Below are 20,486 nucleotides of genomic sequence, written 5' to 3'. Positions count from 1 at the left end.
GCCCCCGACCCCGCCGGTACCGCCGCCGGCGCCGAACAGCCCACCGAGCGGCCCGCTGTTCGGCTTCGGCGGGGCCGGCGGCGACGGCGGCTCCAGCAGTCAGGGCGCCGGCGGCGCCGGCGGGCCCGGCGGGGCGGGCGGCCCGCTGGTGGGCACCGGCGGACCCGGTGGGGCCGGCGGCTCCAGCGCTAACGGCGCCGGTGGCCCCGGCGGAGTCGGCGCCGCCGCAGGCTGGGTCGGGTCCGGCGGTGCCGGTGGCACCGGCGGCACGTCGGGTGCGGCCGTCGGGCCGGCTGCCGGCGGCCAGGGCGGGCCCGGCGGCGGCGCCGGCTTCGTGGGCTCCGGCGGCGCCGGCGGGCCCGGCGGATTCGCCGCGGCGGGCCCCGGGGGCGACGGCGGCCATGGCGGAAACGGCGGGTCGCTGGTGGGCAACGGCGGTCCCGGCGGGGGCGGCGCGGACGTCGCCGCGACTTCGACTTTCAGCGGCGGGGGCGGCGGCAGCGGCGGCAGCTCCTTCCTGGTCGGCGTCGGCGGCAACGGCGGCAACGGCGGCAACGCCGGCGCCGGCCTGTTGGGCGGTCCCGGCACCGTGGGAGCCGGCGGAATATTGCTCGGCCGCAACGGGATTCCGGGTTTGCCGATGAGCCCGAACCTGTTGGTGAACCCGGGCTTCGAGACGGCCGACCCTTCCGGGTCGGGCTACAGCGGCGTGACCATTCCGGGCTGGACGGTGACCGGCACGCCGACGATCATCGCCTACGGCACCCCGCGCGGCTATCCGGGACCGTTCTCCATCCCCAGCCTGCCGGGCCTGCTGGGCTTCCCGGGCACCGCGCCGCCGGGCGGCGGCAGCAATTTCGCCGGCGGCGGACCCGTGGCCACGTCCACCATCAGCCAAGTCGTCAACCTCTCCGCCGCGGCTGGGAAGATCAATACCGGCACCACGCCGTACACGCTGAGCGGCATGCTCGGCGGCTACCTGGGCGACCCCTCCTCGGCCTCACTGCAGGTCACGTTCCTCAATGCGAGTGGGACCGTTCTGGGCACCGGCTCGACCAGCTCGGTGAATTCGCTGGATCGCTTGGGAATCACCGGATTCCAGGCGCGGGACGTCTCCGGGACGATCCCGGTGGGCACCACCAAAGCCGTGGTGACCGCGACGTTTGCCGACCACAACCCGGTCCTCGGCAACTACAACAACGCCTTCGCCGACAACGTGTCGTTCACCGTCGGCGATCCGAACCTCGCCAAGCCGACGCTCACCGTACCGACGTCCAACGTCGGCCACCTCGACCACGTGTTCGTGATCTACATGGAGAACCACGGCGTCGGCGACATCCTCGGCAGCCCCAACGCGCCATACATCAACGCCCTGATCAACACCTACGGGTACGCGAACAACTACTACGCGCTGGGCCACCCCAGTGACCCCAATTACTTCCGGATCCTGGGCGGTACGGACTACGGCATCGACATCAACCCGTCGCCGAACGTCATCCCCGGAACCAACAACCTCATGGCAAAGATGGATTCCTCGGGTGTTACCTGGGCCGGCTACGCGCAGAGCATGCCCTACGCCGGTGCCATAAACAACTCGGGTGACTACGCCGTCGACCAATTGCCGTTTGCGATGTTCAACTACGTCTACGCCAATCCAACCCCGGGATACCTGCCGACGCACCTGCTCCCGCTGACCCAATTGGGCACCGATCTGAACAAGCCGAACTTTCCGAACTTCACGTGGATCGCCGCCAACGAGGCCAACAACATGGAGGGCCCTGTCGACTTCCCCACCGGCGCTGCCCATTTCCTTGGCAGCCAGCTCACGACGCACCAGTACAACATCGCGGCCGGTGACCAGTTCGTCCAGCAACAGGTGTCCACCATTCAGGGCTCGTCGACGTGGACCGACCCGACACAGAAGGACGTCATCATCCTTACCTGGGACGAGGACTACAACAACCTGTCACTGGGCATCGGCAACCAGGGCAACAACGTGCCGATGATCGTCATCCCGAACCAGGGCGCGGTGACGCTCGGCGGGATGCAGTCCGGACACTTCATCGCGACCAGTCACTACGACCAGTACAGCCTGATGGCCACGATCGAAGACGCCTTGAGTCCGTCGCCGGGAGCCCTGGGCCCGCTGACCGCCAACGACATGTACGCCCAACCCATGAACGAATTCTGGAAGTAACGGCCGCGGCGTCCATCTGGCCCACACTGCGCGCTGAAGTAGCGGCACGCGCCTGACCGGACCGCGTAGTGTGGAAAGTGCCGGTCACTGCGCACGGCCCACGTAAGGCCAATCGCAAGGCCACCTTTGAGCGCTGGTTCATCGTTGAGAACAAGTGAAGGGGTGCATGATGCCACACATAGTGATGACCGTATCGGGGACCGGTGTCGACATGTGGAACACCGCCCCGCCGCAACCCGCCGGCGTAGCCGCCGCGTTGGCGGCCGCGTTTCCGGACCTGTTCTACTGGCAGCCCGTCGGTAACTATCCGGCCAGCGTGTTCCCCATGGGCCCGAGCGTGGACGCCGGAGTCGCCGAGCTGAATAGGCTTTGCACGCAAGTCAATCCGCCGCCCGGTGCGCCGTCCTATCCGGAAAGCTCCATTATCCTGCTTGGCTACTCACAGGGCGCGATCGTCGTGTGTCAATTCCTACACACGATCGCGTGGCTGAATCCGCAGCTCGCGAACCGCATTGTCGCGGTGGGCGTTTGGGGAAACCCGCTCCGGTTGCCGGGGTTCGCGTCCGGCAATCAGTTCGCCGGATGGCCGATGCCGGCCAACGTAGACGGCGTGGTCACCGGCGGCGTTGCGGGTCCGGCCTGCATGATGCCGGCGGACGTCGCACCCCACCTGCTCACGCCGGTCAGGCACTTCTGGGGTGATTTCGTCAACACCATCGGTGTCGGTAACGACATCTACACGGACGCGCCCGTCGGCCCCAACCCGTGGACAGCCGAGGCGGGGCCGGGCGTCATCGAGACGCAGATCTACAACATCGTCCAAAACGCCAACAGCCCAAACATCTTCGCGATCCTGCGCGACGCGTTGAAGCTGGTCAACCCGACCACATCGGTGGAGGAAATCATCTCCATCACCGAAGCGATCTACAACGGCGGAATGTTCTTGGCGGCCGGCCCCAACGCGTCCCATTACACCTACGACACGACGCCGATCTACAACTTCATAGCCCTGGCCGGCCAAGAGACGCAACCGTTTTCCACCAGCCAGGTTTGACGCCGCACTCCCCCGGATGTCCCATCGGTAGAGTGTCAGGGAAACACCCAGGAGAGGGAGCATGCGATCAGTTGCGTTGGCCGCCGCCATTGCCGCGGCGCTCAGCTTCCTCGCGCCGTCTGATCCGCCGGCGCCGCCCACCACACTTGCCGATCACAGCCTTCCCTTGGCCCCTCCTGCCGACCCCGGCGACGGTTCCCTGCCCAACGGGGGCCCGCTCACGCCGTTCGACGTCCAATACTCGGCGATCGCGCGCCTCGACCCGGCGCTGCTGAAAGCGGTTCAGGCTGCCGCGACCGCGGCCGCCGCGGACGGCATAACCATGACCATCACCTCGGGCTGGCGCTCTCCGGAGTTTCAGCAGCGGCTGCTGGACAACGCTGTGCAGACCTACGGCAGCCTCGCCGCGGCGCGGCAATACGTGCAGACCCCGGCGATGTCCAAGCACGTCACCGGCGAGGCCGTCGACGTCGGGGGTGCCGGCGCGGACCAATGGCTCATCGCCAACGGGGCTCGCTTCGGGCTCTGCCGGATTTACGCCAACGAGCTGTGGCACTTCGAACTGGCGACAGACGCGGCGGGCAACTGCCCGGCGCTCCTTCCCAACGCGGCCGGGTAATCGCCGCGCGAGCACGATTCGGGCGATCGCCGACGAGGCTGCGCGCCCCGCCAGTCGTGCACAGCCGCGATCGCCGTCTTGAGCCCGCGGCGGCGCCCAGTGACCCGGTCCGTCGCGGCGAACCCGGGCTCGAGGTGCGCGAACATCCGCTCACTGCGGGTCTCCGGCGCGTCGTCGGCGCTGTCGCGCAAGTACCTGTTCGGCAGCGACAGCTTGGCGATGGTGCGCCAGGTCTTGCCGTACTGCCTCGAAAACGAGCCGGTGGTATAGGGCAGATCGTACTTCTCGCATAGCGCACGCACGCGCACCGACACTTCATGGAGCCGGTTGCTCGGCAGGTCGGGAAACAAATGGTGTTCGATCTGGTAGCACAGGTTGCCGCTCAAGAAGCGCAGCACCGGTCCGGCTCCGAAGTTGGCGCTGCCCAGCATCTGTCGCAAATACCACTGCCCCTTGGTTTCGCCGACCATGTCCGTCTTGGTGAATTTTTCAGCGCCATCCGGGAAATGGCCACAGAAGATCACCGCGTTGGCCCAGATGTTGCGGATGAGGTTGGCCGCCATGTTGGCTTTGACTCCCGATTTGTAAGTCGCCGCCGGCGACAGCGAGGTCAGCGCCGGGAACGCGACGTAGTCCTTGAACACCTGCCGGCCGGCCTTGAGCAAGAACTCCCGCGTGCGCTCGGCGGCGATATCGCGTTCCGGCCCCGCCTCCAGAAGCTTCTCGAAGTCGACGGTCTGCAAGCCGATTCCCCACTCGAACCCCAGCGCAAGCAAGGCATTGAACACCAGATTGCCGATGTTGAAGCGCTCCCACGGCTGGTCGCGCGTAACTCGCAGGACGAAGTAGCCCACGTCGTCGTCCATGCCGAGGATGTTGGTGTACTTGTGGTGCTGGAAGTTGTGGGCGGAAATCCAGTGTTTTGACGCCGCACTCATGTCCCACTCCCAGGTCGTGGAGTGGATCTCGGGATCGTTCATCCAGTTCCACTGGCCGTGCATGACGTTATGACCGATCTCCATGTTCTCAATGATTTTGGCCAGCCCGAGCGTCACGGTCCCCGCCCACCACGCGGAACGTTTCGCGCTGCCCGCCAGCAAAAGCCGACCGGCTACATCCAGGACACGTTGGGCGGCGATCGTGCGGCGGATGTAGCGGGCGTCGCGTTCCCCGAGTGAATCCTCGACGTCCTGCCGGATCGCGTCCAACTCAACGGCCAAAGTGTCGATGTCGCTGTCGGTCAGGTGCGCGAACGCCGGAACGTCAGTGATCGCCATAGGTTGCTCCCCCTCGTGTCTTCGTGTCGGACCTCAGCGTTGACATGCCATTCGCGTGTGCCCCAACGGCCCGCGTCCTTGCAGCGTCAACGACGCGCGCTATCCCGCGGTTCCTTCCCGGTGACGGACATACCTGATACTTAAATCCGCGAGGCAACCCAAATTGATTGCGCGTCAACGCGGTCCGTGGATTAGGCGGTTGTAGCGCGACTAGATGTGCGGCGGCTCTGTACAAGATTAGCGGCCGTTAGCAGCAGTGGTGACAGCCTCGACGGCGTGTCGGCGCGACAGATGTCAATTGCCGATGGGTGGTCGCGGTTCGCCGGCCACCGGCGGAAACGGCCCCTCACCCTGCTCGGGCACGACGGGCGGATTGCCATCCTCGGGTTTGGAGTCGGCGTCGTCCGCGCTGTGCTTGGTCGCGTCATCCTCACCGCGCCGGGTCATCGCTGTCCTTCCCTGACCATGTCTTGACGATGCGGAGACGTACCCGTGGGTGGTCGGCACAAACATCGAGGACCGACCCGACCAGCGCCCCGAGGCGGGTCGCTACTGCGCGTCGCGGACGGAATCTAGGCGCTGGTTCACCCGAGCCAGCGCCTCGTCGAATACCTCCACCTTTTCCGCGCGTCGTTCGTTGGCCGGCTGGGCGGCGCCGCGCGCACCTTTGGCCTCCACTCGTGCGGCACCCTGCCGGCGCAGCAGGCTGAAGTTCTTCTCCCGCGCGGTCCTGAGCCGGCTCTGCAATTCCTTGAGTTGCTCCTCGTCCATGCGTTCCAAAGCGTCGGCATGACTTTCGCCGATCAACGAGGCTTCCCGCTGGGTCAGGTTCACATGGTGGTTACTCACCGCAATTTCATAGCCTGTATCGGTTACATCGGTGCGACGAATCACGGACGGCACGCCGAGCCGTCACTCCGGGGTCATCTCGAATTCACTGCCTGTCTCGGCTTGCCCGGATCAGTCCCCGCGTTCGAGGTTGCGAGCGTCGCGCGATCGTTCGTCGTTTAGCCGAGACGACCTAACTGTCGCGCCATTCGAGCGATCCCGCGGAACACCTGCACTGTTGCCAAGGGTGATAAATCGCCGCCGCGCTGCTCTAGGTTGCGGTAGATGGCGGCCACGTTGCCGACGATGGCCTCCGGCCCCTGCCAACCCGACCACGGACTTTCGCGGAATTCGCGCGAGCTCACCAGCTCGGCGGCCGCACGGTAGACGCTTAACCCGCGTCCATGTAGTCCCGGGACCTCGGCCTGCAGCCAGCTCCAGTAACGCCTCAGCGTGGCGATATCAGCAGGCGTGGCGGGTGGACCATGTCCCGGCACGACGGTCTTGGCATTCAGCGAGGTGATGGTGTCGAGCGCGGCGATCCAGTTGTCTACCGGGCCATCCCACATGATCGGCGTGGTGCCGACGAACAGGATGTCACCAGCAAAGACCACTGACGCGCTAGGTACGTACACCAAAAGATCCCCGGGAGTGTGAGCGGGTCCAACCTCGATGAGCTCCACACACAGCGATCCAACCGACAGAGTTCGCGTCCCGGTGAACGTTTGATCGGGCCAGCGCAGGCGCACCCGGCTGAATTCGTAGGGGGCGAAGTTTTTGGCCCCAAACCGGCAGTCCGCGCCGATTGGGCCGGGCAGCCACTTGCCGGCGGCGAGAGCCTTCTGGATCAACGCCAATTCCCGTGGCGATTCGCGGTTCATCGCATCCCGGCTTGCCTGGGAGGAGATGATGGTGGCGTCTCGCGGCATCACCGAATTGCCCCACCAATGATCGCCGTTGGAATGGGTATTGATGACGTGCCGAACCGGTGCACGAGAAATGTGCCCTTCGGCGGCGTCGAGGAATCTCCGCGCCTGACGGTGATCCCAGCAAGTGTCAATGACGGCCGATTCGTTGGTCCCGACGACTAATCCGCAGTTGGCTTCGCCCATTCCGCCGTTGGGTTGCAGCCAAGCGAAGACACCGGATGCGAGCTGATGCAGTCCGCCGGAATAGCGGACCGGTTCACCCAACAGGCTCAGCCCGCTCGCGTTGCTGAGGCGCTCACCTTGGTCATCCATACGCCTGCTGCTCTTTTCCAACGACCGCTTGCATACCCCCGTGGTGCGCGCTCACGGAGGCGGTCAGCGCCCGCATGACGAAGTCGACGACGTGGCTCACGAACTCGGCTGTGAGCGGTTCACGGGTGGACAGCACCCGGAAATGCACCGGCGCGATCAGCATTTCGAGCACGAGCGCCGGGTCGGTGTCTTGATCCAGCTCACCGCGCTCGAGGGCGCGATGGATCATGGGTGCGGCCGCGTGGTAGCGGGCGTGCCAGAACGCGCGACGGCTCGCGGCGGTGGCGTCGTTGTCGACGACATATGCCATCGTCCGAGTCAGGCTGCGGCCCAACGGGGTTGACAAGTATGCGGACAGCGCGGCGGTGAACGCGGCCAGATCGCCACGCAAGCTACCGGTGTCGGGGGTGGGAATCACCTGCTCGCTGTGTGCGAGGAGGGTGTCGGCGATCAAGTTCTCCCGGCTGCCCCAACGTCGATAGATCGAGCTGTCGTGCACGGCTGAGCGCCGGGCCACTTCGGGCACACTGACCTTATCGATGCCGCACTCCCGGATGACGTCCAGCGTCGCCGCGTGCACGGCGGCGCGCACCCGCGCCGAGCGGCCACCGGGACGCGGTTGGGGTGTATAGGGCGCGGGCACCCCGCCATCATAAACGCAAAATATTTGCATTAGCAGGACGTTGCGCTTAGCGTTAACGCAGAGATTCTGCGTAAGGGGGCTCAATGGGGTCGCGTTCACTGCTGCGACGGCTGTTTATTACTGGCTGTGCCCTGACCGGATCCACCGAGGCGGCCGCCGCGCGGCTGGGTACCGCGTACTTCCTGCCCGCGCTGTTCGTCGACCGGTTCACCCATATGGGCGGAATCGACCCGCAGGTTTTCGCCGCCCAGCTCGGGGCGTGCCGCTCCTTCAGTGAAGCCCGGTGGACCGAGCATTGGGGCGAGATCGCGCATCAACACGTGGAAGCCGCCGACGCTGCGCTGGCGGCGCTCGGCGCACCCCTCGTCCACGAGCTCAGTGACCCCGAAGTACGAGTCGACATCGACGCGCTCGGTCAAGCACTGGCCCCTGCCGCGGTATTCGCCGCCGATCGCGGGGCCATGCCGCCTCCTGATGCCGCGAAACGAATCATCGCCCAGCATCCCGAAGCAGCGGCGGCCGTGACAGCGACCGACGAGCTCATCAAGGTCATTACGTACAAGTTCGCGGAAGCCTGGCCCGGCTGGAGCCCAAAGCGCCAGCGGGCCTATACGGTGTCACGGCGGCTGTGCGAGGTGCTCACCTCAGCGTTGGGGCCGCACGCCGACGGGGTCATCGAGCACGTCAGCATCCCGGTGCCCGGCGGCGACACTGTGCGAGCTACCGTTGCGTTTCCGGCCGGCCACGACCGGCTGCCGACTATTCTGTGCAGCAATGGCCTCGAGGGCACTGTGGCCGAAATTCTGTTGCCCGCTTTGGCTTACCGGCACCGCGGCTTCGGAGTGCTGTGCATGGAGATGCCCGGCACCTACAGCTACCGCCAACCGTTGGATCCTGCCGCCGGGGAGGTGTATCGCGCGGTCATCGACTACCTGACCACACATCCCCGCGTCGAAGCCGAACGCATCGGAATGCTCGGCGTCAGCTTCGGCGGTTACTGGGCCACCCGAATGGCCAGCGCCGACAAACGATTACGCGCAGTTGTCGCCAACGGTGCGCCCAGCGACCACAGTTTCCAAGTCGGTCGCAATCTCGGCACACCTGAGATATTCATCCAGACCCTGACTAAGGCCACGCGCGCGAAAAACGCTCGCGACCTGCTCACCAAACTCCAGGCACTGTCGCTAAAAGACCAGTACGCGCAAATCACCACTCCCCTGCTCGTCATCAACGGCGAGGACGACACCCTGTTGGCCACACAGGACTCGATTGACATTGCCACCCACGCGCCGGGCGGACTGCTCAAGCTGTACGCCGGCGACGATCACTGCGCGATGCGGCACGCCACCGACTGGTTCGAGTTGTCGATGCAGTTCTTCTCCACTCACCTGGCGGCAAAACCCGTCACCGTGTGACACCACGGCTAGCAGATCAATGCCGTTCAATGGCCGTCTCGATCGACGCCGGCCAGCGCGCTGTGGCTGGGCCACGTCGGCGAGGCGGTAGCGCAGAACCGCTCACGGCTCCTGCTACTGACCGAGCCGGTCAAGTGTTGAGGCGCAGTCCCTTTCGCTCCTCAAGCTCATCTTCGGTGACCTGCTGGAGCATCGGTTGCCCGGGCGCACAAAAGAGTGTGAGGACGAAGCTGCAAGGAATGTCGTTGCGGTTGTTAGCGTCCCGATAGTGGATCACGTCGCCGCCGGGTCCCCAGAACGCCTCGCCGGCGCGGAGGACGCGTGGCGCTTCGCCCTCGAGCTCGAACAGCATCTCACCGGCGATCATGTAACCGAATCCCGGACCGCCAGGAAGACGATGTGGCGGGTAACCAGGAGCGCCGGGCGGATGGTTGATGAGAACGGTCAGCACATGGGCACCGTCGGAAAGCGACGGTAACGGCACTTCCTGCAGCACCGATATTGTTGAGGCCGATTCGGAGTCAGTCGGATCCTGCGACAATTGTTACCCCTCTTACGGTTGTGAAGCCCCTCGGCGGTTGGCGTGCGCGGCGATCCAGTCGGAGTATCGCGTGCTGAAGATCGTGGCGTTCTCGTCGGGTGCGAGAGTGCGATCGTCGATCACGGCACCGAAGTACGGCGCCCGAACGTCGGCCACGACCCGGCGTGGATCGCCAGTGGCGGCAAGGCCCGCGCGGACAAAGTCGTCCATTCCCATTTCTTCGGGCCCGGCGATCTCCGTCACTCCATTGATCGGGGACCCGACGGCCACGCGGGCCACGGCGGTCGCGACGTCGTCGGCGGCGATAGGACGGAATAGCGCGTGCGGCAGCCTGACGACGTCTCCTTCTGTTGCGGAATCGGCCAAGCCGACCGCGAATTCGTAGAACGGAGTCGCTCGAACGATCGAATAAGGCCGCCCCGAATCCCTGATCAGGTTTTCCTGAGCTGCTTTCGCGGTGTTGTAGCCGCTGTCTGGCATGATCTGGGCGCCCACCACCGACAACGCCACATGGTGTTTGACTCCGGCTTCCCGTTCAGCAGCGAGAAGATTCGTGGTGGCGGTCGTGAAGAAGTGCATCACGGGTTCGTCGTCGAACAACGGTGAATCGGCGACGTCGACCAGGACATCCGCGCCGGCGACAGCGTTGCCGAGGCCTTCACCGGTCAGTGAATCGACACCCGATCGGCGTGAGGCGCCGAGCACGTCGTGCCCCTGCGCGCTGAGTTTGGCCGCCACTTTCGAGCCGATCAGGCCGCGACCACCAATGACTACGATCTTCATGCTGAACCTTTCCGAGAAACCTTTCGACTGGTTGCCGCCCCACCGAGCCCTAGATAGGTTTACCGGGGAACTTCAGGTCGAAGCGCTTGCACAGCTCGGGGACGCTGTCGACATCCATCTCCAGTTCGTACCGCGCACAGAGTTCGTCGAGGGTCTCTGTCGAAATCGTGTCTATACCGCCGAGGTCAGCGAGCTCGTCGAAGAACTGCTCAAAGCCTGCGGGGGAAATGATTTCAAGGATGCGGGCGGGCTCATCGCCCGCGTTCCAGAATGTGTGCCATTGGCCTCGTGGCTTGAAAATGAAATCGCCAGGTCCGCCGTAGACCACGTCATCACCGAGCAAGGCGCCCACGCGTCCCTCGATGATCCAGCTGTACTCGTCTTCGTTGTGGTGGCGATGGAGCGGTGCGGCCAGGGCGCGCGGTGACATCGGATGCTCGAGGACGGAGAAGCGCCCTTCCGCCTGAACCTTGTCGACGATGTGGCGGACACCGACCGTCCCATTGAACACGTACTTGCCTTCGGTGCGGCCGATAGATCTGGCGGGCGGGCCGCCCGGCCGCAAGATGTCGATTGTCACTGCAGTCTCTCCTTCCTCGGCCGTCTGCCCCGGGTTAATTCCGGCCGGCCATAACGCCGCCGTCGACGTTCAGAATCGCGCCGGTGACCCAGCTGGCCTCATCAGAGAGCAGATACATCACGGCATTGGCGACGTCGGCAGGGGTTCCGACGCGCCCCAAGGGATGAAACGGCGCGAATTTATCGAGCGTGGCGTCGATCTCGTGCTTAGGGACCCACCGCTCGAGAGCCGGGGTCTTGACGGCGGCCGGTGCCACCGCATTGACACGGATCTGATGTCCGGCAAGCTCGATGGCCAGGTTATGGGTTAGCGCATGGAGCCCGGCTTTTTGCATCGAGTGTCCGCACGATGGGGTCACGCCGATCGCCTGATGCGCCCACATGCTCCCGATGTTGACGATTGCCCCGCCCTCACCCCGAGCGATCATGCCCGCAACGACGGTCTGCGACAGAAAGAACAAGGCATAGTTGAGTTCCATGTACGAGTCGTAGAACTGCGTGTCGTACTCGAGAAATGGCTTGGGGATGAAGAATCCGGCCGCGTTCACCAACAGTGTCGCGTCGGCGTGTTGCTCAGACAGCGCGCGTTGCACATCCGCGACGGCGGCGCGATCGGTCAGTTCGGCGGCGATACCCCAGGCTTGGCCACCCCGGCTTGTCAGCTCAGCGACGGTGTCGTCGACGCGGTCTTTCGACAGGCCGACGACTACCGCGCTCCCCTGGTGATCGACGATGTCAATCGCGACCTGCCGACCGATGCCGGCGCTGCCGCCGACAACAACGACCTTCTTGGCCTCAAAATGCATTTACCGGGCGCCTTCCTCGTCTTCTCACGGCTCCGGCTGGACCGCAGTGCTTGGTAAGCGGCGATGCCGATGCCACCCGGATCTAGTCGTACCCAGACTGCAGCCGGGTGGGGTGAGCCGTCATCACCCCAACCACCTATTCACCCGGGTGAGGAGCGCGACCGTGAGCCGAACGGTGGATGGATCGCTGGTCGGTCAGAGCGTCGGTCAAAGCGAGGTTGCGACAGCCCAAAGTTCTTCGGCCACGGCGTCGTCCGCCCAGCCCAGCGCGCTCAGCACGACATCAGTCGCGCCGGCATCCAGATAGCCTTGAAGCTGACGCCTGACCGATTCCGCTGAACCCACTGCGGCAAGGTCTGCGGCGCCGGCAACGCCCTCGCGCGCAATCACCTTCTGATAAGACGGGATGGCCTCGTAGAAGCTCAACCGCTCGGCCGCGAAACTCTTTGCCGCATCGACGTCGTCGGACACGAGTGCCGGAACCTGCGCGATGATCCTTGGTTTCGGCCGCCCGGCGTCGCCGGCCGCCTTCGCGATGGCCGGTTCGATGAACTCTGCGATCGTCCGCGGACCGGCGAGGTACGGCAGCGTGCCGTCGGCCAGCTCGCCCGCGACCTGCAACGCCTTTGGGCCCATCGCGGCCACATACACCGGAACGGGCGTGCCCCCGGCAACCCGCACCGGCCACCCGGGGTGTGCGCTGATCTCGTCGCCGCTGAAGTCCACCGCTCCGGTATCGAAGATGGACCTCAGCACCGTCAAGTGCTCGCGAAGGCGAGTGATCGTGTTGGGCCACGACGTTCGGAAGGCCTGCCCCTCCGGCTGGTGCGCGCCCAATCCGAGACCAAGGCTGAAGTTTCCGTGCGATGCGGCCTGCGCGGTCTGGGCCAGTGACGCCATGACCAGCGGGTGACGCGGGTTGATCGGCACCACCGCCGTGCCGACGCCAAGGCCCGGTACTGCCGCACCGACCACAGCGGCGAGCGTGATTGCGTCGTGATCGAATCGCTGGCCCAGCCAGACCTGGCGGACGCCGAGGGAATACGCGCGGCCTGCCTGCGCCACCACGTCGTCGACGACGTTGATTGCTTTCGGATTGGGGAACAACACTATTCCGGTCGGCACGACAGGTCCAATCACTGGCCGGGCTGGCCTGTTCCCATCTACTCGACTTGATCGGAAGCCCTTTGACTGCCGCCGATCTCGCCGTGACCGGGGATGCCGAAGAACCCTGGCTTGAGCATGCGAGTAGCCGGGTTAAGCACCCGGAGCGATCGCACAGGCTGCGACGCAGACCCAGGTGCCATCACGCTTCTGGTAGGTGTCCGTGTACAGGGCTTCTTGCTCCGCTCCATCGTCGAGCATGGTGTACGTGGCGCGGGCGTGGATCAAAGCGACGTCGCTGAGGATGCGGATGTTGACGTCGTGCACGGCGAGATCCTTGAAGGGACGCGGCTTGGCGATGTAGTCCAGGAACTCTGCGCGGTTCCGGGTGACGCCCGGGGTTTGCACGATGAAGTCCTCGGCGAGAAACTCGCTGAAACGCTTGACATCGTTGAATTGGTCGGAGTGAACGTAGTCGTTGTTCAGCTTCTCGAGAATCGCCAGATCTTCGGCACGCTGGTTGATGTCGTTCAATTTCTCGATCCCTGTCTATCCGGTTCGGCAGCCGCTTTCCAGCGCCCACAAACGGGCAACAATCTCGCCTAGTCGTACCGAGACTGCAGCCAGCCAGGGTGAGCTGTCATCACCCCAACCACCCGTTCACCCGGGTGAGTCGTGCTGAATCGACGCCGACCGGCCTACGTTGAGGAGTGTGCCGCTTTGGCGGCTTCCCGCCGAGCCTTCTCTTTCGCGTGGGCGGAGCAGGTATGCCCCAGATCGCAATGGAATCGGTCGCTGCAATCATGCGAGCAATAGACCGATGCGGCCGGAAGCCAGTCCGGATCCGACAGGTCGCGCTGTCGGTCGTCCGGATGAAACGTGTGGCCGCAATGCACGCAGGTCTTGGTCTTGACCATAGGCTCAGGGTACGCGCGATTGATCCAAATCGGTGCTGTCGTTAGCTGGACGAACAATCCCGCAAATCCGCAATCGGCGGCGCGAACCGTGCCGGATACTACGTCGGCGACTCCCGCGGGGCGGCGTGCCGCGGTTGGTGCAGCAGCGCGCGAACCAGCGGGCGCGGTCCGACGGACCGAAGCATCTGGCTGGCCGGGCGGACCCGTACCCGCTTCGGCCACCAGAACCAGCGCCCCATGATCGTCATGATCGATGGCGTGATGAGCGATCGCACAACGAAGGTGTCGAACATCAGGCCGATGCCGATCGTCGTGCCGAATTGGCCGATCGCCCGAAGGTCACTGGTGATCATCGTGGCCATGGTGACGGCGAACACCAGACCGGCCGCGGTCACGACGGGGCCGGTGAGACCCATGCCGCGGATGAGTCCTGTTTTCAGCCCGGCTCCGATCTCTTCCTCGATGCGGGACACGAGCATCAGGTTGTAATCCGACCCGACCGCCAAGAGCACGATCAACGCGAATTCGGTTGCCACCCAGTGCAACTGGAAGTTAAGCAGGTGCTGCCAGATCAGTGTCGAGAACCCGAAGGCGGCTCCCAGCGACATCACGATCGTGCCGACGATCACGCCGGCAGCGACCAAGGCGCGGGTGACGATCACCATGATGATGAAGATGAGCACGATCGAGGCCACCCCGGCGATCATCAGGTCGTACTTGGCGCCGTTGGCGATGTCGTAAAACGTGGCGGCCGTGCCGCCGAGGTAGATGTCGGCGTTCTGCAGCGAGGTGAGTTTCACCGCCTCCTTGGCCGCTTGGCGCTCCTTGTCGACCGACGCGATTCCCTGCGTCGTCGCCGGGTCCACTGAGTGAGTGATGATGAAGCGAGCGGCCTTGCCGTCCGGCGACACCATCAAGCTCAACCCCAGCAGGAAGTCCGGGTTCTGGAAGATCTCGGGCGGCAGGTAAAACAGGCTTTCCACCTGAGAGTTGTTGAAGGACTTGCCCATCACGGCGCTCGTGTCGGTCAGCCGGTCAAACTGATCGATCAGGCTGTCGAACGAGCTGTAAATGGTCAGCGTCGTGTCCCGGATCGCCTTGGTGACGGCGATATTCTCGGGGATGATCGCCAGCAATTCGCGCGTCGCTGTGGCCGTGTTGTTGAGGTCGCCGGTGAGGGCGTGGAACTTTTCGGCCAGCTGGTCGAACCCGTCGAGGGCGTCGAACAGGCTTCGCAGCGACCAGCAGATCGGGATGTCGAAGCAGTGCTTCTCCCAATAGAAGTAGCTGCGAATCGGCCTCCAGAAGTCGTCGAAATCCGCGATGTGGTCCCGGATTTCGTCTGTGATGGCCGCCGTCTCCCCCGTGGTTTTCGAGCTGTCCTCGGCGGCGTCCGCGAGCCTCTGGGTCACCGCGTACTGGCGCTCCAACAGGCTGATCTGGGTGTCGAGGAAGCCGGTGATCTTTTTGATGTCGGCGATGCGGTCCTTCAGGTAGCTCAGGTTGTCCCGGATCGGTGCGCTTTGCACGCTGAGCTGGAACGGCACGGATCCGTCTTGAATCGGCGGGCCCAGTGGCCTGGTGATGCTTTGCACCCGTTCGATGCCCGGCACATGAAAGATGGCTCCGGCGATCTTGTCCAGCACGAGCATGTCGGTCGGATTGCGCAGATCGTGGTCCGATTCGATCATCAGCAGGTCCGGATTCAATCGGGCCTGGGTGAAGTGTTGATCTGCCGCGTCGTAGGCGCGGATCGAGGAAGCGCTGTGCGGCAGGTAGTACAGGTCGTTGTAGCGGGGGTTGAAGCCCATCAAGCCGATGGCGCCGACGATCGCCAGGATGACGGAAGTAGCGAGAATGGGCGCCGGCCAACGCACGATGGCCGTCGCCAATCGGCGCCAGCGTGTGTAGTTGAACTTTCGCTTCGGGTCGAACAGACCGAAGCGGCTGGCGACCACGATCAGCGCCGGCGTCAGCGTCACTCCCGCGGCCACCACGACCAGCAGACCGAGAGCGCACGGAAACGCCAGCGAACTGAAGTAGGGCAGCCGAGTGAATTTCAGACAGGCCAGCGCCCCGACGATCGTCAGGCCCGAGCCAAGCACCACCTTGCTGACACCGGCGAAGGTGTCGTAGTAGGCGGCTTCGCGGTCCAGTCCCCGTTCCCGGGCTTCCTGGTAGCGGCCGACCATGAATATCGCGTAGTCCGTGCCGGCCGCGATAGCCAGCGCCGTGAGCAGGTTGACGGCGAAGGTCGAGAGCCCCATGATGCCGGTTGCGCCCAGCAGTGCGACCACGCCTCGCCCGGTGGCCAGCCCGACGAACAGAATCACCATCGTGAGCAGCACAGTGCCGATCGACCGATAGACGAACATCAGCATGATCGCGATGATGATGATGGTGATGATCGTCATCTTGAACAGGCTTGCGTTGCCCACGACGATCGTGTCGTCGGTCAGGGCTCCCTGGCCCGCCACGTAGGCCTTCACCCCGGGCGGCGGCTTCGAGTCCTCGACGATCTTGCGAACCGAGTCGACCGACTTGTCGCCGACGGCGCCACCCTGGTCACCGCGCAGGTTGACCTGAACGTAGGCCGCCTTGTGGTCGTAGCTCTCGACACCTGAGGCCGTGAATCGCTGCCCCCAGAAGTCCAGCGCATGCTCGACGTGTTCGGTGTCCTGCTTCAGCTTCTTGACCAGATCGGCGTAATACCGGTGAGCGTCCTCGCCAAGAGGCTTGTCACCGACCAGGGTCACCAGGACGAGGTTGTCGGAGTCGTACTCCTTGAATTTCTCCCCGATGTGCTTCATCCCCGTCACCGAAGGCGCATCGGAGGGCGAAAGTGGCACCGAGACGTCCTCGGCAACCTTCTCCAACTGCGGGACGAAGACGTTGACGCCGACCGCGATCAGCAGCCAAAACACGACGATCGGCAGCGCCAGGATCCGGATGGTGCGGGCCACACGGGGTCTCCGCTCGACGCCGGCGGGCTGGGCGACGGGGATTTCGTCCGTGTCGCTGGCGTCGTCGGTCATGGTGTCGTCGGTCATGCGGATTTGTCCAAACAGGAAACCTGCGCATCACGCGTATTGACCTGGTGTTGATCGACCAATTTGCCGTCGACGGTGATCCGGCAGCCGATGGAGGGGCTGTCACCTTGCGCAACGACGTAGGCGAAGATGCCGGGCATCTCGGCGACGATGGTCTGCGACCACGGCAACGTGGTGAAACTCGCCTTCTGCGGTTGCGCGTCGGCATCCATCCAGTTGACGACGCCGGTCGTCCCGGGGGGTCCCAGGATTTCGTAGACCGCGGTCTTCGCCGCGTACGGCGGCGTCGCGTCCCGCGGATCGGGCTTCGCCACGCCGGGCCCTGGGAAGACGCCATGCAGGCGGGACACTGCGACGCCACCAATAATCAGTGCCACGACCACCACCAGCGGAACCCACGCACGCCTGAGAAGCCTCAACACCGTGCCTCCCGCCTACCGGCTCTCAAATCTGCTGACACGGGATTCCCAAACGCGATTGCGGTCGAGTTGATTCCCGCGGTGGCCGTCAGCCCCAGGCGCTGCCCGAGCAGCGTCCATCTCGCCGGCGTCAAACCGCTCGGTTGCAGTGCTTTCCATCAGTACCGATGTTCGGTCGCGGCCGAAGGGCTGCTGGCCAGGGCCGGTAGCACACCGGGCCGGTCGCGGCACAACGCCGCGATGTCGCAGGGCACCTGTTGGCGCCCGGCAGGAACATTCCTTATCAACAGCGCGGCGCACAACGCGCCCAGGACGAATAGTGCGGCGCTCACCTCTAACACGTGGGCGAACCCGGCGGCGCTCGCGGCGCCGGCGCTGATCAGGCCCAGAAACCCGATGGACATCAGCGCGGCCAGCCGCGAAACGGCATTGTTGACCGCCGACGCCAGGCCGCTGTATTCGGTTGGCACCGAGGCAAGCGTTACCGACGTCAGCGGTGTGATCGTCGCAACCAGTCCGATGGCCAGCACGGTCATGCCGGGGACGAGGTCGATGATTGCGTGGAATCCAGTGGGTTTTGGACGAATCAGCAGCAGCCCGATCCCCGCCAGGGCGGGGCCAGCGATCAGGAACGCGCGTGGTCCCGCCCGCGCGGCGACGCGGCCGACATGACGGGCGAACGCGAACGACAGCGCCGGGATCGGCAGGGTGGCCAGTCCGGCCGCGGTGGCTGAGTAGCCGCCGACTTCTTGGGTGTAGAGCGTGATGGCCAGCGAACCCAGGGTCAACGCGCCGTAGACGAATGCGGTGACGAGGTTTGCGGCAGCGAAATTGCGAAAGGTGAACAGCGGCAACGGAAGCATCGGGTGCTTGCTGCGGCGCTGCCAGCTTACGAAGCCGGCCAGCGCGGCCATTCCAGTCACCAACGGTGTGATGACTATCGGGGCGGTCCAGCCGTCGCATTGCGATTCGATCAGCGCGTACACGGTCGCGGCGAGCCCTACCGCCGATAGACCCACACCCACAGCATCGACGCGGGCGCCCTCGACCCGACCCCGCATCGGACACAGCCAGAAGGTCAGCGCATATCCGACTGCCATGGGGATCGCGGACATCACGAAAATCCAACGCCAACCCAGGAAATCGACGGCCATTCCGCCCAGCAACGGGCCCAAGGCAAAGGCGGTTCCGGTCCACCCGGTCCAGACGCCGATCGCCGCCGACTGGTGCGCTTTGTCGAACACCGTGTTGATCAGCGCCAGTGAACCGGGCACGAGGAATGCCGCACCCAGGCCCTGGATTAGGCGCGCGACGATCAGCATCGGCGGCGAGATCGCCACCGCCGCCAGAACGGAGCCCATCCCAAAAGCTAAGAGCCCGAACCGCATAACCGGAACGCGCCCGAACAGGTCAGAGATGGACCCGCCGGGTAGAATCGCGGCCGCCATCGCCAGGAGGTAGCCGTCGACGATCCATTGCTGTAGCGCCAGCCCGCCGCCGAGGTCATGCTCGGTGGCCGGCAACGCCAGGTTGACCACGGTGGAGTCGAGGAACGCGACCATTGACACCATCACCGCGACCACCATCGCGCGGCTGGTCGGCGCCGCATCGCGCAACGTCACTGCCGTCGCCGTTCAGCGTGCGCCAATGGGTGGGCGCCAGACGCGTTGCGCGCGGCGATCATTGGCGTTACTTAGAGCGCTTTTCTCAAGCGCTTCAGCTGCACCAGGGCGTCGATGTCGCGGCTGATGCTCGCGTCACGCCCGTCGGCGTCCTGATGCTCAGCGACTGAGATCCAGCGGTTGGCGGCGTCGAGCACGATGTTGTCGTCGTCATGGGAGACGTCATCGGAATTGAGGGATTCGCTGGTACCCCCGATGTCGTCGGGGTCCGGGTGGTAATCGCCGTTCATCTTTTCCTCCTTGCAACTCATCCGCTCACCACCGGTCGAAATGCAACACGTCGTCGAGCGGAATCCGTTTGGCACGGCGGAAGCTCGTGCCGGTGTAGTAGGCGGTGGGGATGGTCGTGGCGTGATAGACGTTGTCGGGCAGCCCGAGAATGGCCCGCATCTCGTCGTCGGCCATGATCGTCACCCCGGTCCACGTGGTTCCCAAGCCCCGAGAACGCGCGGCGAGCATGTAACTCCACGCGGCGGGCATGACCGAGCTCCAATACTGGTTGGCGTTTTCGCCCGTCAGTCTGCCGTCACCGTCGATCACCTCGACGCACGGGATTATCAAGACGGGGACCTGGCCGATGTGCTCGGCGAGATACGCCGCGCTGTCAGACACCTTGCGCTGCTCGCGATTGCGCGCGGGATCGTCCTTGAACCGATCGGCGACCGCGTAAGGCGAGGCGACGATCAGATCCCATGTGCGGCGGTACAAATCGCCGATCGCGCGACGCTGTTCGGCGTCGGTGACGACGATGAAGCTCCAGTTCTGCACGTTGGCCGACGTCGGCGCCTGCACCGCGATCTCGAGGCATTCTCGAATGAGCCCAATGGGAACAGGTCTGGTCAGATCGAGACGTCTGCGCACCGAGCGCGTCGTGGTCAGCAGTGCGTCGATGGACAAGTCGACGACGGGGTAATCGCTCATGCCGGCACGAAGGCGGTGGCTTCGACTTCCACGCGAATGTTGGGCCATACCAGTCCGTCGATGATGCTGAACATCGCGGCGGGTTCGTGCCGGATGAGCTCTTTGCTGACCGCCAGGTAGGCGGACGCATTGTCGCGGCTGGTGACCCATTGGCGCATGTAGACAATGTCGGTCAGCGCGGCGCCGGCCTTACCGAGCGCCCTTTCGACGTTGGCCCAGCACTGCCGGGCTTCGTCGGTGAAGTCCTCCGGCAAAGTGCCGTCTTCGCGCAGTCCAGGCGTGCCGGAGACGAAAATCTGGGTGCCGCCGCCACCGGATACCGCAACGGCGTCAGCGTATTTGCCGATGTGGGCGGCCACTCCGGTGTAGATCGGGGTAATGGTGGTCATCTCGAGGCTCCTCGGTTGGCG

Annotated in this window: 22 protein-coding genes; 4 read left to right on the top strand and 18 right to left on the bottom strand. The window is 64.7% G+C overall.

The annotated features are described in order from the left end of the window. From AWB89_RS02730 to AWB89_RS02720, 3 genes are all read left to right on the top strand, one after another. Window positions 1–2,197: alkaline phosphatase family protein (locus tag AWB89_RS02730; protein ID WP_142282428.1), on the top strand; the 2,197-nt coding region annotated here is incomplete at its 5' end. 211 nt (window positions 2,198–2,408) lie between these two features. After that, window positions 2,409–3,251 (top strand): cutinase family protein, encoded by an 843-nt coding sequence (locus tag AWB89_RS02725; RefSeq protein WP_158089799.1) that lies wholly within the window; start codon window positions 2,409–2,411, stop codon window positions 3,249–3,251. A 61-nt stretch (window positions 3,252–3,312) separates the two neighbouring features. Next, window positions 3,313–3,870, top strand: coding sequence for a M15 family metallopeptidase (locus tag AWB89_RS02720; protein ID WP_085171445.1), 558 nt, complete (start codon window positions 3,313–3,315; stop codon window positions 3,868–3,870). Here the strand turns inward: AWB89_RS02720 and AWB89_RS02715 are convergent. The 5 genes from AWB89_RS02715 to AWB89_RS02700 all read right to left on the bottom strand — a co-directional run bounded on the left by AWB89_RS02715 (window position 3,786) and on the right by AWB89_RS02700 (window position 7,859). Then, window positions 3,786–5,147 carry a fatty acid desaturase family protein gene (locus tag AWB89_RS02715; RefSeq protein ID WP_085171444.1) on the bottom strand — a complete coding sequence of 454 codons (1,362 nt, stop codon included), beginning with the start codon at window positions 5,145–5,147 and terminating at the stop codon, window positions 3,786–3,788. The two genes, AWB89_RS02720 and AWB89_RS02715, sit on opposite strands and share 85 nt — an antisense overlap. Before the next feature lie 294 nt (window positions 5,148–5,441). After that, window positions 5,442–5,594, bottom strand: coding sequence for a hypothetical protein (locus tag AWB89_RS27240; protein WP_158089798.1), 153 nt, complete (start codon window positions 5,592–5,594; stop codon window positions 5,442–5,444). Window positions 5,595–5,696: 102 nt separating this feature from the next. Next, entirely contained in the window at window positions 5,697–6,041 is a 345-nt protein-coding gene (locus AWB89_RS02710; RefSeq protein ID WP_241520411.1) for a hypothetical protein, read from the bottom strand. A 113-nt stretch (window positions 6,042–6,154) separates the two neighbouring features. Next, window positions 6,155–7,216 (bottom strand): MBL fold metallo-hydrolase, encoded by a 1,062-nt coding sequence (locus tag AWB89_RS02705; protein ID WP_085171442.1) that lies wholly within the window; start codon window positions 7,214–7,216, stop codon window positions 6,155–6,157. After that, window positions 7,209–7,859, bottom strand: a complete 651-nt coding sequence (locus AWB89_RS02700; RefSeq protein ID WP_206601240.1) for a TetR/AcrR family transcriptional regulator — start codon at window positions 7,857–7,859, stop codon at window positions 7,209–7,211. The genes AWB89_RS02705 and AWB89_RS02700 overlap by 8 nt, the downstream gene beginning before the upstream one ends. A gap of 83 nt (window positions 7,860–7,942) precedes the next feature. On the opposite strand from AWB89_RS02700, the gene AWB89_RS02695 reads away from it, so the two are divergent. Next, a complete protein-coding gene (locus tag AWB89_RS02695; protein ID WP_085171440.1) occupies window positions 7,943–9,274 on the top strand; it encodes an alpha/beta hydrolase family protein in 1,332 nt (443 codons plus the stop codon). 130 nt (window positions 9,275–9,404) lie between these two features. Here the strand turns inward: AWB89_RS02695 and AWB89_RS02690 are convergent, their stop codons facing one another. The 13 genes from AWB89_RS02690 to AWB89_RS02630 form a co-directional block, all read right to left on the bottom strand. Continuing rightward, a complete protein-coding gene (locus AWB89_RS02690) occupies window positions 9,405–9,815 on the bottom strand; it encodes a cupin domain-containing protein (protein ID WP_085171439.1) in 411 nt (136 codons plus the stop codon). A 12-nt stretch (window positions 9,816–9,827) separates the two neighbouring features. Then, a complete protein-coding gene (locus tag AWB89_RS02685) occupies window positions 9,828–10,598 on the bottom strand; it encodes an SDR family oxidoreductase (protein ID WP_085171438.1) in 771 nt (256 codons plus the stop codon). A gap of 49 nt (window positions 10,599–10,647) precedes the next feature. Beyond that, window positions 10,648–11,178 (bottom strand): cupin domain-containing protein, encoded by a 531-nt coding sequence (locus AWB89_RS02680; protein ID WP_241520410.1) that lies wholly within the window; start codon window positions 11,176–11,178, stop codon window positions 10,648–10,650. A 34-nt stretch (window positions 11,179–11,212) separates the two neighbouring features. After that, window positions 11,213–11,983: an SDR family NAD(P)-dependent oxidoreductase gene (locus AWB89_RS02675; RefSeq protein WP_085171437.1), complete on the bottom strand. Its 771-nt coding sequence runs from the start codon at window positions 11,981–11,983 to the stop codon at window positions 11,213–11,215. A 207-nt stretch (window positions 11,984–12,190) separates the two neighbouring features. After that, a complete protein-coding gene (locus AWB89_RS02670) occupies window positions 12,191–13,108 on the bottom strand; it encodes an LLM class F420-dependent oxidoreductase (RefSeq protein WP_085171436.1) in 918 nt (305 codons plus the stop codon). Between the two features lie 132 nt (window positions 13,109–13,240). Further along, window positions 13,241–13,621 carry a nuclear transport factor 2 family protein gene (locus tag AWB89_RS02665; RefSeq protein WP_085171435.1) on the bottom strand — a complete coding sequence of 127 codons (381 nt, stop codon included), beginning with the start codon at window positions 13,619–13,621 and terminating at the stop codon, window positions 13,241–13,243. Between the two features lie 164 nt (window positions 13,622–13,785). Continuing rightward, complete coding sequence (locus AWB89_RS02660; RefSeq protein ID WP_085171434.1) at window positions 13,786–14,004, bottom strand: ferric uptake regulation protein; 219 nt, start codon at window positions 14,002–14,004, stop codon at window positions 13,786–13,788. 98 nt (window positions 14,005–14,102) lie between these two features. Further along, complete coding sequence (locus AWB89_RS02655; protein WP_372515127.1) at window positions 14,103–17,039, bottom strand: MMPL/RND family transporter; 2,937 nt, start codon at window positions 17,037–17,039, stop codon at window positions 14,103–14,105. 11 nt (window positions 17,040–17,050) lie between these two features. Next, on the bottom strand, window positions 17,051–17,431 hold the full coding sequence (locus tag AWB89_RS02650) for an MmpS family transport accessory protein (RefSeq protein ID WP_372515126.1): 381 nt from the start codon (window positions 17,429–17,431) through the stop codon (window positions 17,051–17,053). 200 nt (window positions 17,432–17,631) lie between these two features. Then, window positions 17,632–19,059: an MFS transporter gene (locus AWB89_RS02645; protein ID WP_085171454.1), complete on the bottom strand. Its 1,428-nt coding sequence runs from the start codon at window positions 19,057–19,059 to the stop codon at window positions 17,632–17,634. Window positions 19,060–19,166: 107 nt separating this feature from the next. Beyond that, window positions 19,167–19,385, bottom strand: a complete 219-nt coding sequence (locus tag AWB89_RS02640; RefSeq protein WP_142282426.1) for a hypothetical protein — start codon at window positions 19,383–19,385, stop codon at window positions 19,167–19,169. Between the two features lie 25 nt (window positions 19,386–19,410). Beyond that, window positions 19,411–20,076, bottom strand: a complete 666-nt coding sequence (locus AWB89_RS02635; protein ID WP_085171430.1) for a nitroreductase family protein — start codon at window positions 20,074–20,076, stop codon at window positions 19,411–19,413. After that, entirely contained in the window at window positions 20,073–20,465 is a 393-nt protein-coding gene (locus AWB89_RS02630) for a RidA family protein (protein ID WP_085171429.1), read from the bottom strand. Before AWB89_RS02630 ends, AWB89_RS02635 begins: the two co-directional genes overlap by 4 nt. Between the last annotated feature and the right edge of the window lie 21 nt (window positions 20,466–20,486).

The sequence above is a fragment of the Mycobacterium paraense genome, from assembly GCF_002101815.1.
Classification (GTDB): domain Bacteria; phylum Actinomycetota; class Actinomycetes; order Mycobacteriales; family Mycobacteriaceae; genus Mycobacterium; species Mycobacterium paraense.
This window is presented reverse-complemented; position numbering and strand designations above follow the sequence as displayed.

Bases quoted from the DNA above. Each gene is read 5' to 3' on its own strand.
- AWB89_RS02695 (WP_085171440.1), top strand. From the start codon at position 7,943: ATGGGGTCGCGTTCACTGCTGCGACGGCTGTTTATTACTGGCTGTGCC.
- AWB89_RS02640 (WP_142282426.1), bottom strand. From the start codon at position 19,385: ATGAACGGCGATTACCACCCGGACCCCGACGACATCGGGGGTACCAGC.
- AWB89_RS02675 (WP_085171437.1), bottom strand. From the start codon at position 11,983: ATGCATTTTGAGGCCAAGAAGGTCGTTGTTGTCGGCGGCAGCGCCGGC.
- AWB89_RS02635 (WP_085171430.1), bottom strand. From the start codon at position 20,076: ATGAGCGATTACCCCGTCGTCGACTTGTCCATCGACGCACTGCTGACC.
- AWB89_RS02705 (WP_085171442.1), bottom strand. From the start codon at position 7,216: ATGGATGACCAAGGTGAGCGCCTCAGCAACGCGAGCGGGCTGAGCCTG.
- AWB89_RS02715 (WP_085171444.1), bottom strand. From the start codon at position 5,147: ATGGCGATCACTGACGTTCCGGCGTTCGCGCACCTGACCGACAGCGAC.
- AWB89_RS02720 (WP_085171445.1), top strand. From the start codon at position 3,313: ATGCGATCAGTTGCGTTGGCCGCCGCCATTGCCGCGGCGCTCAGCTTC.
- AWB89_RS27240 (WP_158089798.1), bottom strand. From the start codon at position 5,594: ATGACCCGGCGCGGTGAGGATGACGCGACCAAGCACAGCGCGGACGAC.
- AWB89_RS02655 (WP_372515127.1), bottom strand. From the start codon at position 17,039: ATGACCGACGACGCCAGCGACACGGACGAAATCCCCGTCGCCCAGCCC.
- AWB89_RS02630 (WP_085171429.1), bottom strand. From the start codon at position 20,465: ATGACCACCATTACCCCGATCTACACCGGAGTGGCCGCCCACATCGGC.
- AWB89_RS02645 (WP_085171454.1), bottom strand. From the start codon at position 19,059: ATGGTGGTCGCGGTGATGGTGTCAATGGTCGCGTTCCTCGACTCCACC.
- AWB89_RS02685 (WP_085171438.1), bottom strand. From the start codon at position 10,598: ATGAAGATCGTAGTCATTGGTGGTCGCGGCCTGATCGGCTCGAAAGTG.
- AWB89_RS02725 (WP_158089799.1), top strand. From the start codon at position 2,409: ATGTGGAACACCGCCCCGCCGCAACCCGCCGGCGTAGCCGCCGCGTTG.
- AWB89_RS02660 (WP_085171434.1), bottom strand. From the start codon at position 14,004: ATGGTCAAGACCAAGACCTGCGTGCATTGCGGCCACACGTTTCATCCG.